11 protein-coding genes are annotated in these 10,897 nt (G+C 74.5%); 10 read left to right on the top strand and 1 reads right to left on the bottom strand.

Going from position 1 to position 10,897, the window contains the following annotated elements; genetic code table 11:
* The first annotated feature begins 227 nt into the window (after positions 1-227).
* The 3 genes from D6689_22600 to D6689_22610 all read left to right on the top strand — a co-directional run bounded on the left by D6689_22600 (position 228) and on the right by D6689_22610 (position 3,001).
* Positions 228-1,088 carry an acetyl-CoA carboxylase carboxyltransferase subunit beta gene (locus D6689_22600; GenBank protein RMH36345.1) on the top strand — a complete coding sequence of 287 codons (861 nt, stop codon included), beginning with the start codon at positions 228-230 and terminating at the stop codon, positions 1,086-1,088.
* Positions 1,085-2,344, top strand: a complete 1,260-nt coding sequence (locus tag D6689_22605; GenBank protein RMH36346.1) for a bifunctional folylpolyglutamate synthase/dihydrofolate synthase — start codon at positions 1,085-1,087, stop codon at positions 2,342-2,344. The genes D6689_22600 and D6689_22605 overlap by 4 nt, the downstream gene beginning before the upstream one ends.
* A 69-nt stretch (positions 2,345-2,413) precedes the next feature.
* Positions 2,414-3,001, top strand: a complete 588-nt coding sequence (locus tag D6689_22610; GenBank protein RMH36347.1) for a hypothetical protein — start codon at positions 2,414-2,416, stop codon at positions 2,999-3,001.
* Positions 3,002-3,004: 3 nt separating this feature from the next.
* Here D6689_22610 and D6689_22615 read toward each other — a convergent pair whose 3' ends face one another.
* A complete protein-coding gene (locus D6689_22615) occupies positions 3,005-4,255 on the bottom strand; it encodes a serine hydroxymethyltransferase (GenBank protein ID RMH36348.1) in 1,251 nt (416 codons plus the stop codon).
* A 106-nt stretch (positions 4,256-4,361) separates the two neighbouring features.
* Here D6689_22615 and trpE point away from each other — a divergent pair, with 106 nt between their 5' ends.
* The 7 genes from trpE to D6689_22650 form a co-directional block, all read left to right on the top strand.
* Positions 4,362-5,903, top strand: a complete 1,542-nt coding sequence (gene trpE, locus D6689_22620; protein ID RMH36354.1) for an anthranilate synthase component I — start codon at positions 4,362-4,364, stop codon at positions 5,901-5,903.
* A complete protein-coding gene (locus D6689_22625; protein ID RMH36349.1) occupies positions 5,903-6,502 on the top strand; it encodes an aminodeoxychorismate/anthranilate synthase component II in 600 nt (199 codons plus the stop codon). The genes trpE and D6689_22625 overlap by 1 nt, the downstream gene beginning before the upstream one ends.
* Entirely contained in the window at positions 6,499-7,527 is a 1,029-nt protein-coding gene (gene trpD / locus D6689_22630) for an anthranilate phosphoribosyltransferase (GenBank protein RMH36350.1), read from the top strand. Before D6689_22625 ends, trpD begins: the two co-directional genes overlap by 4 nt.
* Complete coding sequence (gene trpC / locus D6689_22635) at positions 7,524-8,309, top strand: indole-3-glycerol phosphate synthase TrpC (protein RMH36351.1); 786 nt, start codon at positions 7,524-7,526, stop codon at positions 8,307-8,309. Before trpD ends, trpC begins: the two co-directional genes overlap by 4 nt.
* Positions 8,306-8,920, top strand: a complete 615-nt coding sequence (locus tag D6689_22640) for a phosphoribosylanthranilate isomerase (GenBank protein ID RMH36352.1) — start codon at positions 8,306-8,308, stop codon at positions 8,918-8,920. The genes trpC and D6689_22640 overlap by 4 nt, the downstream gene beginning before the upstream one ends.
* 162 nt (positions 8,921-9,082) lie before the next feature.
* Complete coding sequence (gene trpB / locus D6689_22645) at positions 9,083-10,198, top strand: tryptophan synthase subunit beta (GenBank protein ID RMH36355.1); 1,116 nt, start codon at positions 9,083-9,085, stop codon at positions 10,196-10,198.
* Positions 10,199-10,203: 5 nt separating this feature from the next.
* Positions 10,204-10,897 (top strand): tryptophan synthase subunit alpha (locus D6689_22650; protein ID RMH36353.1); only part of this gene is annotated, 694 nt, incomplete at its 3' end.

The raw sequence follows: 10,897 nt of genomic DNA on the forward strand, positions 1-10,897 counted from the left end.
ATTTCATCGACGATCAAGACGGATGCGGCTGACATCCCGACCTCTCTGGCAATGCCGTCACGGCGTACGAATCAATGCATAGGTATCGATCTGGATAGCAGGTTTGGCCGGCGCGCGAAACCGATTTCGCAGACATCCTGCGGCGGCCCCGGTCGCGCGGGCGCGGACGGCGTCGCCGTCGCTTGCAGTTGCGCGCGAATGGCGGTAGGCAGGGGGCGGAGCGCAACATGCCGTGGTGGAGTCGCAACCGCGACGGGCTCACGACCGAGTCCGCGCAAAAAAAGTCGGTCCCCAAGGGGATCGCCAGCAAGTGCGAGGCGTGCGGTGAGATCCTGCTGGAGCGCGATCTCGCCGACAATCTCTACGTCTGCCCCGCGTGCGACCACCACATGCGGATGCCGACGCCGCTGCGGATGGCGCTGATGCTCGACGAGGGCTCGTTCGTGGAGGCAGACCAGGGCCTGCGCAGCACCGATCCCCTGGGCTTCCGCGTCGACGGCAAGCGCTACCGCGACCAGCTCAAGGCCCAGGCCCGCAAGGCGGGCGAGGGGGACGCCTACCGCAGCGGGACGGCCACGATCGATGGCTACCCGGTCGAGGTCGGGTTCTTCGTGTTCGAGTTCATGGGCGGGTCGATGGGCTCGGTCGTCGGCGAGAAGATCGCCCGCCAGTTCGAGCGCTCGCTCGCGACGGGCCACCCGTCGATCGTGTTCTCGGCGTCCGGCGGCGCTCGGATGCAGGAGGGCGTGCTGTCGCTGATGCAGATGGCCAAGACGTCCGCCGCGCGGTCTCGCCTGCGCGAGGCGCACGTGCCGTACATTTCGGTGCTGCTGCACCCGACGACCGGCGGCGTCGCCGCGTCGTTTGCGATGCTCGGCGACATCATCCTGACCGAGCCGAAGGCGCTCATCGGCTTCGCCGGACCGCGCGTGATCGAGCAGACGATCCGCCAGAAGCTGCCCGAGGGATTTCAGCGCGCCGAGTTCCTGCTCGAGCACGGCATGGTCGACGCGGTCGTGCCGCGCGCGCAGCTCAAGCCGACGCTCGGCCGCATCCTGCGCTGGTTCGGCCGGCGCAACGGCCAGTGACGTCCGCGGCGCGCACCGGCGGTCTTCGGCGCGACGCGACCGCCCGCTACCGCGCGGTACTCGACCGCCTGTACCGGGCGCGCCGCGCCGGCGTCCGCTTCGACCTCGACCGCGTGCGCGCGCTGCTCGAGCGCCTCGGCGCGCCGCAGGCGAAGGTCGGTCGCATCGCGCGCATCGGCGGCACGAACGGCAAGGGCTCGGCCGTCGCGTTCGCCGAGGCGATCGCGCGCGCGAGCGGTCTGCGCACCGGCGCGTTCACGTCGCCGCACCTGTCGCGGTTTGCCGAGCGATTCCGGATCGACGGCGCGCCGGCGGCCGACGATGCGGTGGCGGACGCCGCCGAGCGCGTGTTCGCGGCGGCCGGCGATCGCTACACGTTCTTCGAGTTGGCGACCGCGATCGCCCTGTGTGCGTTCGCGGACGCGGGCGTCGACGTGGCGCTGCTCGAGGTCGGCATGGGCGGCCGCCTCGACGCGACCAACGCCGTGTCGGCCGACGTGTCCGCCGTCACCGGCGTGGCCCTCGACCACCAGGCGTATCTGGGGACGACCCTCGCCGCGATCGCCCGCGAGAAGGCCGGCATCTTCGAGCCCGGGCGCCCGGCGATCGTCGGCCGGTGCGGGGAGCCGGCCGGCGAGCCGCTGCTCGAGATCGCGGCGCGCCAGGCGGGCGCGCGGCTGATTCGGGCTCCGGCGTCGACGCCCGGCGACTGGCCGCTCGGCCTGGCCGGGGCGCACCAGCGCGCGAATGCGGCGGTCGCGGTGGAGGTCGTGCGCGCGCTTGCGGCGCCCGACGCCGCCGCGATCCGCGCCGGGCTGGCGGCGGCCCGGTGGCCCGGCCGCCTCGAACGCATCGCGGACGATCCGCCGGTCGTGGTCGACGGCGCGCACAACCCGCACGCCGCGCGCGCGATCGCCGGCGAGGTCGCCTATGACGTGCTCGTGCTGGGGGCCGCGCGCGACAAGGACATCGCGGGCATCGCCGCGCCGCTGGTCGCCCGGGCGCGGGCGGTCGTGTGCACCGAGGCCGGGCCGGCGGACCGCGCCGCGCCCGCGGCGCAGGTGGCTGCCGCCGCCGCGCGCGCCGGCGCAGCGCCGGTCGAGGTCGAGCCGGACCCGCGCCGGGCGGTGGACCGGGCGCGCGCGCGCGCACACACCGGCGTGCTGGTGGCCGGTTCGCTGTTCGTCGTCGGCGCGGTGCGGCGTCACCTGCTCGACGAGCCGGCCGACCCCATCGACTGCGCCGAGCGGATGTGAGGCCCGCGCTCGCGGGACGCCGCCGGCGGTTTGTTGCCCCGGGCGGCGGCGCGCGCGTAGGATCGGGCCATGCGGGGATACACGGGCCACGCGGGCCGAATGGCGGTCGCGCTCGGGCTGGCGGCGGCCCTGGCGGCGCCGGCGGCCGCGCAAGACGCCGGCGAGGCACAGCAGGACGAAGGCGATGCGGCCAGCGCGCCGGCGCCGGACGCGGCGCACAAGGAGGGCCAGTACACGGGGGTCGTGCCGGGGCATGCGCCGCCTCTCCGGCGGCCGACCCGGCGGCCGATCGCGACCTGGATCGGGTTTCAGCCGACCGCCGACGGCTCGCGGCTGTTCGTCCAGCTCACGCGCGACACCGAGTTCCACCAGCAGGTCGCCGGCGACACGTTGGTCGTGACGATCGAGGGCGCCCGCTTCGGCTCGCGCAACGTTCGGCGGCGCCTCGACACGCGGTTCTTTCCGACGCCGGTCCGCGAGGTGGTGCCGAAGCCGGCGCCTCGGCGCGGCAAGCGACGCGCCGGCATCGCGCTGCACATCGCGTTCAAGGCGCCGGGGCAGGCGCGGGAGGCGGCCGCCCGGCTCGAGGCCGCGCCGGACGGCTACCACTATCTGTTTCTCGATTTCGGCCCGGGCGAGCCGGCGGCGGCGCCGTAGCGCCTACGCCACCGGGATGCCCGGCGCGGGAAACCGCGCGCACATCTCGCGCACCTCGCCCGCGACGCGCGCCGCGAGCGCCTCGTCCGCCGGCGCCGACACCACCGCGTCGATCCAGGCGGCGATCTGGCGCATCTCGTCCGGCCCCATGCCGCGGGACGTGACGGCCGGCGTGCCGAGCCGGATGCCCGACGGGTCGAACGGCTTGCGCGGGTCGAACGGCACGCTGTTGTAGTTGAGCACGATCCCCGCGCGGTCGAGCGCCTGGGCGGCGACCTTGCCGGGCACGCCCTTGTTGGTGAGGTCGCACAGGATGAGGTGGTTCTCCGTGCCGCCGGCGACGAGCTGGTAGCCGCGTTCGACCAGCGCGGCCGCCAGCGCCTTCGCGTTGTCGACGACCTGGTGCGCGTAGGCGCGGAACGCGTCGGTCGCCGCCTCGCGCAGCGCGACCGCGATCGCCGCGGTCGTGTGGTTGTGCGGCCCGCCCTGCAGGCCCGGAAACACCGCCCGGTCCATCGCCTTCTTGTGGACCTCGCGGCACAGGAACATGCCGCCGCGCGGCCCGCGCAGCGTCTTGTGCGTCGTCGTCGTCACCACGTCGGCCACCGGGACCGGCGACGGATGCGCGCCACCGGCGACCAGGCCCGCGATGTGCGCGATGTCGGCGACGAACACCGCGTCCACCTCGCGCGCGATCTCGGCGAACGCGGCGAAGTCGATCCGCGTCGGGATCGCCGTCCCGCCGGCGAACAGCACCTTGGGGCGCTCGCGCCGCGCCAGGTCGCGCACCTCGTCGTAGTCGATGCGCAGCGTGTCCCGGCGCACGCCGTACTGCACGGCGCGGAAGTATTTGCCCGTGATCGACACGTTCCAGCCGTGGGTGAGGTGGCCGCCGGCCGGCAGCGCCATGCCCATGACCGTGTCGCCCGGCTGCAGGAACGCCAGGTACACCGCGAGGTTGCACGGCGACCCGGAGTAGGGCTGGACGTTGGCGTGCTCGGCGCCGAACAGCGCCTTGGCGCGGTCGACCGCGAGCGTCTCGATCTGGTCGATGTACTGCTGTCCCTCGTAGTAGCGGCGGCCGGGGTAGCCCTCGCTGTACTTGTTGGTGAGCACCGACCCGGTCGCCTCCAAGACGGCGAACGACACGTAATTTTCCGACGGGATGAGCCGGATCGAATCGCGCTGGCGGCGCTGTTCGGCGGCGATGAGGTCGGCGAGGTCGGGGTCGGTCGCGCGCAGTGCGGTCGTCATGCGCGGCAGTGTAAACCCGTGCGGCCGACCGGAGCACGCCCCGGCGCGCTCCGTTTCGGCCGCGCGCGGTGCACAGCGGCGCGGGTTCGTGCCACTCTTGGCGGGCATGGTCGTGCCCGATCGCGAGCGATTCCGTGAGGCTGCGCGCCGCGGCAACCTGATCCCCGTCTACCGCGAGATCCTGGCCGACGGCGACACGCCGGTGTCCGCCTACGCCAAGCTCGGCGCGGGCGACTACAGCTTCTTGCTCGAGTCGGTGGTCGGCGGGCAGAAGTGGGCGGCCTACTCGTTCATCGGCGTCGAGCCGCGCGCCGTGCTGCGCTGCGGCGGCGGGCGCGCGCACGTCCACTGGCGCGACGTCGACGGCGCCGGCGAGGCGCGCACGGCGTCGTGGGACGCGCCCGATCCGACGGCGGCGCTGCGCGAGGTCATGGCGGAGTGGCGACCGGTGGCGACCGCCGGGCTGCCGCGGTTCTGGGGCGGCGCGGTCGGCTGGATCGGCTACGACTGCGTGCGCGCGTTCGAGGCGCTGCCGGCGGCGACCGACGACGACCTCGGCCTGCCCGAGCTGTGCGTCGTGCTCACCGACACGGTCGTCATCTTCGACAACCTGCGCCAGACCGTGAAGGTGGTCGCGACGCCCTACGTACCGCGCCCGGAGCTGGCCGATCGCGCGTACGACGGCGCGCGCGCGCGCATCGACGCGGTCGTCGCGCGCCTGCGCGGGCCGGCGGCCGAACTGCGCCCGCTCGACCCGCCGCCGCCGGCCGAGCGGGCGCTCCGGTGGGGCGGTATCGCCGAACCGCGGTCCTCGTTTCCGCGGGCGGCGTTCTGCGACGCGGTCGACCGCGCGCGCGAATACATCCTCGCGGGAGACGCGTTTCAGGTGGTGCTGTCGCAACGCTTCGAGGTGCCGCAGGCGGACGTCGACCCGCTCGATCTGTACCGCGCGCTGCGCGTGGTCAATCCGTCGCCGTACATGTTCCACCTGCAATTTCCCGAGGCGCGCGTCACCGGCGCGTCGCCCGAGACGCTGGTGCGCTGCGAGGCCGGGCGCGTCGAGCTGCGGCCGATCGCCGGCACGCGGCCGCGCGGCGACACGCCGGAGCGAGACGCGGAGCTGGCCGACGAGCTGCGCGCCGACCCGAAGGAGTGCGCCGAGCACCTGATGTTGATCGACCTGGGCCGCAACGACCTGGGGCGGGTGTGCGACACCGGCTCGGTCGCCGTCACCGAGCAGATGGCGATTGAGCGCTACTCGCACGTCATGCACATGGTGTCCAACGTGGTCGGCCGGCTGCGTCCCGGGCTCGGCTGGTACGACGTCCTGCGCGCGGCGTTTCCCGCGGGCACCCTCAGCGGTGCGCCGAAGGTGCGCGCGATGGAGATCATCGAGGAACTCGAGCCGCTGCGGCGCGGCATCTACGGCGGCGCCGTCGGCTACGTGTCGTACGCCGGCAACCTCGACCTCGCGATCGCGATCCGCACGCTGGTGGCCACCGGCGGTTCGATCTACGTGCAGGCGGGCGCCGGCGTCGTGTACGACTCGGAGCCGGAGCGCGAATACGAGGAGACGGTCGCCAAGGCGCGGGCGGTGCTGCGCGCCGTGGCGCTCGCGCGCGGCGAGCCCGCCGATGAGGGGGCGTGATGCTGCTCATCATCGACAACTACGACTCGTTTACCTACAACCTCGCCCAGTACTTCGGCCAACTCGGCCAGACCGTGCGCGTCGAGCGCAATGACGCGGTGTCGGTCGCCGACGTCGAACGCATGGCGCCCGCGCGCATCGTCCTCTCGCCGGGCCCGTGCACGCCGAACGAGGCGGGCGTGTCGATGGACGTGATCCGCGCATTCGCCGGCCGCATTCCGATCCTCGGCGTCTGCCTCGGCCACCAGGCGATCGGCCAGGTGTTCGGCGGGCGGATCGTGCGCGCCCGCGAGGTGATGCACGGCAAGACGTCGAAGGTGTTCCACGACGAGCGCGGGCTGTTTCGCGACATCGACAACCCGTTCGTCGCGACGCGCTATCATTCCCTCGTGATCGACCGCGACAGCGTACCCGATTGCCTCGAGATCACCGCCAAGACGTGGACCGACGAGATCATGGGCGTGCGCCATCGCGCGTACGCCGGCACCGACGCGCCGGTCGAGGGGGTGCAGTTTCACCCCGAGTCGATCATGACGCGCGCCGGCATGGCGATCCTCGGCAACTTTCTCGACATGACGCGCGGGGGAGCGCGGCCATGACCGTCCGCGAGGCGATCGCGGCGGCGATCGACGGCCGCGACCTGTCGGCCGACGACATGGCCGCGGTGTTCGCCGCGATCATGGACGGCCAGGCGACGCCGGCCCAGATCGGCGGCCTGCTGGTGGCGCTGCGCATGAAGGGAGAGACCGCAGACGAGATCGCCGGCGCCGCGCGGACGATGCGCGCGCGCGCGACGCCGATCGCGTGCCCGGATCCGGACGCCGCCGTCGACACCTGCGGCACCGGCGGCGACGGCTCCGGCACGGTCAACGTGTCGACGATCGCGGCGATCGTGGCGGCGGCCGCCGGCGTCCGCGTCGCCAAGCACGGCAATCGGTCGCTGTCGTCGCGGTCGGGGTCGGCCGACGTGCTCGAGGCGCTCGGCGTCCGCATCGACGCGCCGGTCCCGGTGCTCGAGCGCTGCCTGCGGGAGGTGCGCATCGCGTTTCTGTTCGCGCCGGCGTTCCACGCCGCGACCCGCCACGCGGCCGGCCCGCGGCGCGAACTCGGCACGCGCACGCTGTTCAACCTGCTCGGCCCGCTCACCAACCCGGCGCGGGTCGCCAACCAGGTCGTCGGCGTGTTCTCCGAAGCCTGGTGCGAACCGGTCGCGGCCGCGCTCGGCCAGCTCGGCGCGCGCCGCGCGTTCGTCGTCCACGGCGCCGGCGGCCTGGACGAGGTGGCCGTCGCGGGCGAGACCGTGGTGGCCGAGTGGGACGCGGCGCGCGGCACGGTCGTCCGGCGCACGATCGCGCCGCGCGACTTCGGACTCGCCGACGAGGATCCCGCCGGGCTGCGCGGCGGCGATCCGGACGACAACGCGGCGATCGTTCGCGCGGTGCTCGCGGGCGCGCACGGCGCGCCGCGCGCGGCGGCGATCATGGAGGCGGCGCTGGCGCTCGTGGCCGGGGGCGCGGCGGCGGACCTGCGGGCGGGCGCGCAGGCGGCCGCGGCCGCGATCGACGGCGGCGACGCCGCGCGGCTGCTCGCGCGGTGGGCCGAGCTGTCCCGGGCGGACGCGTGAGCATCCTGGCGCGCATCCTCGACGCCAAGCGCGCGGAGGTCGCGCGCGCCAAAGTCGAGCGCCCCGAGGCGGAGCTGCCGCCGCCGCCGCGGCCGGCGCGCAGTCTCGCCGCGGCGCTGCGGCGGCCCGCCGGCGCGCCGATCCGCGCGATCGCCGAGGTCAAGCGGGCGTCGCCGTCGGCCGGGCCGATCCGTCCGGGCGCCGACCCGGTCGCGATCGCCCGCGAGTACGAGGACGCCGGCGCCGCGGCGGTGTCGGTGCTCACCGACCGGGAGTTCTTCGACGGCGAGCTGCGGTTCTTGACCGCCGTGGCCGAGCGCGTCGCGTGCCCGGTGCTGCGCAAGGACTTCCTCGTCGACCCCTACCAGGTCGCCGAGGCGCGGTCGGCCGGCGCCGACGCGGTGCTGGTCATCGTCGCGGCGGTCGACGACGCGCTGCTGGCGGCGCTCGTCGCGCGCGCGCGCGAACTCGACATGGACGCGCTGGTCGAGGCGCACGACGCGGACGAGGTGCACCGTGCGATCGCGGCGGGCGCGCGGATCGTCGGCGTCAACCACCGCAACCTGAGCGACTTCACCATCGACATGTCGCTCGCGGCGCGCATGCGGACGGTCGTTCCACCGGAAACCATCCTGGTGGCCGAAAGCGGCATCCGCACCGCGGCCGACGTGCGCCGGTTGGCGGGCGCCGGCGCGGACGCGATCCTCGTCGGCGAGACGCTGATGCGCGCGCCGTCGCCCGGCGCCGCGCTGCGCGCCCTGCTGGCCGGAGCCGGCGCATGATCGTCAAGATCTGCGGCGTGCGACGGCCCGAGGACGCGGCCGCCGCCGCCCGCGCCGGCGCCGACTGGATCGGCATCAACCTGTGGCGCGGGTCGCGCCGCTATTGCGATCCCGCCGCCGCGAAACGGGTCGCGGCCGCCGCGCGCGCCGCCGGTTCGGTCCACGTCGTCGGCGTGTTCGTCAACGCGACCGCCGCCGACATCGCCCGCGCGGTGGCGGACATCGGCCTCGATCGGGTGCAGCTGCACGGCGACGAGACGCCCGCCTTCTGTGCGGCGCTGCCGCACCCGTGGCTGAAGGCCATCGCGCTGTCCGGCGACGACGCGCTCGCGCGCCTGCGCGCGTACGGCGGCGACCTCGCGCTCGTCGACACGCCGACGGCCGGCTACGGCGGCTCCGGGCGCACCGGCGACTGGTCGCTGGCCGCGCGCGCCGCCGCCATCCGCCGCGTGCTGCTCGCCGGCGGGCTCACGCCCGACAACGTGGCCGCCGCGATCCGCGCGGTGCGCCCGCACGGCGTCGATGTCGCCGGTGGGGTCGAACGCGAGCCCGGCGTCAAGGACCCGGCCGCGATGGCGGCGTTCGTCCGGGCGGCGCGCAGCGCGCTATAGTCCGCGCATGTTCGACAGTCCGGTGTGTTTCGGCCGCGCCGCGACCGCGCCAGGGGCGGCGGCGTGACTCGGTCCGGCGATGCTCTCGCGCCCGGCGACCGCGCGCAGTCGCCGCGCGGGCGGTTCGGCCCGTTCGGCGGCCAGTACGTCGCCGAGACGCTGATGCCGGCGCTCGCCGAACTCGAGCGCGCGTACGACGCCGCGGCCGCCGACCCGGCGTTCTCGGCCGAACTCGACGCGCTGCTGCGCGACTACGTCGGCCGGCCGACGCCGCTGACCTTCGCGCCGCGGCTGTCGGCCGAGGTCGGCGCCCGCGTGTATCTCAAGCGCGAGGACCTCAATCACACCGGCGCGCACAAGATCAACAACTGTCTCGGCCAGGCGTTGCTCGCCCGCCGTATGGGCAAGCCGCGCCTGATCGCCGAGACCGGCGCCGGCCAGCACGGCGTCGCGACCGCCACCGTCGCGGCGTTGCTCGGCATGACGTGCGACGTCTACATGGGCCGCGAAGACGTCGCACGCCAGGCGCTCAACGTGTTTCGCATGAAGCTGCTCGGCGCGCGCGTCGTACCGGTCGACGCCGGCAGCCGCACCCTGAAGGACGCGATGAACGAGGCGCTCCGCGACTGGGTGACGAACGTGCGCGACACGCACTACCTGATCGGGTCGGTCGCCGGACCGCACCCGTATCCGACGATCGTCCGCGCGTTCCAGTCGGTGATCGGCCGGGAGGCGCGCCAACAGATCCTCGCCGCCGAGGGCCGGCTGCCGGCCGCGTGCGTCGCGTGCGTCGGCGGCGGCTCCAACGCCGCCGGCCTGTTCGCTCCGTTCGTCGACGACGCGGACGTCGCGCTGTTCGGCGTCGAGGCGGCCGGCGACGGTCTCGACACCGGCCGGCACGCGGCGACGCTCAGCCGCGGCCGCATCGGCGTGCTACACGGATCGAAGTCGTACGTGCTGTGCGACGACGGCGGCCAGATCGCCGAGGCGCACTCGATCAGCGCGGGGCTCGACTATCCCGGCGTCGGGCCGGAGCACGCCTACTGGAAGCAGACCGGCCGGGCGCGCTACCTGTCGCGCACCGACGCCGACGCGCTCGCGGCGCTGCAGCGGCTCGCGCGCACCGAGGGCATCTTGCCGGCGCTCGAGACCGCGCACGCGATCGCCGCGATCGACGAGGTTGCGCGCGAAGTCGGCGGGCCGATCGTCGTGTGCGTGTCCGGGCGCGGCGACAAGGACATGACCACCGTCGCGCGCGCGCTGGGGGTGGAGCTGTGAGCCGGGTGCGCGCGGCGTTCGACCGGCGGCGAGACGGCGGCGGCGCCGCGCTGGTCGTGTACCTCACGCAGGGGGATCCGACCCCGGCGCGCAGCGTCGACCTCGTCGTCGCGGCGGCCGATGCGGGCGCCGACGTGATCGAACTCGGCGTGCCGTTTTCCGATCCGAACGCCGACGGCCCGGTCATCCAGGCCGCGATGCAGCGCGCGCTCGCGGCCGGCGGCGGACTCGCCAGCGCGCTCGACACGGTGCGCGCCGTGCGCGCGCGCGGCTGCGCGGTGCCGATCGTGCTTTTCGGTTACTACAATCCGCTCGTCGTGTTCGGCGTCGACGCGTTCGCCGACGCCGCGGCCAGCGCGGGTGTCGATGCCTGTCTCGTCGTCGACCTGCCGGTCGACGAACTCGACGAACTGCGCGTTCCGCTGTCGGCGCGCGGCATCGGCGTCGTGCCCCTGATCGCGCCGACGTCCGGCGACGAGCGGATCGCGCGCGCCCGCGCCGTCGATCCGCCGTTCGTCTACTACATCTCGATGACCGGCATCACCGGCGCCGACTTCGGTCGCGCCGGCGACGTCGGCGGCCGCGTCGCGCGCGTGCGCGAGCTCACCGGCGCGCCGGTGGCCGTCGGCTTCGGGGTGAAGACGCCGGCCGACGCGGCGCGGGTCGCCGCCTCGGCCGACGGCGTCGTCGTCGGCAGCG

Source organism: Deltaproteobacteria bacterium, assembly GCA_003696105.1.
Classification (GTDB): domain Bacteria; phylum Myxococcota_A; class Polyangia; order Haliangiales; family J016; genus J016.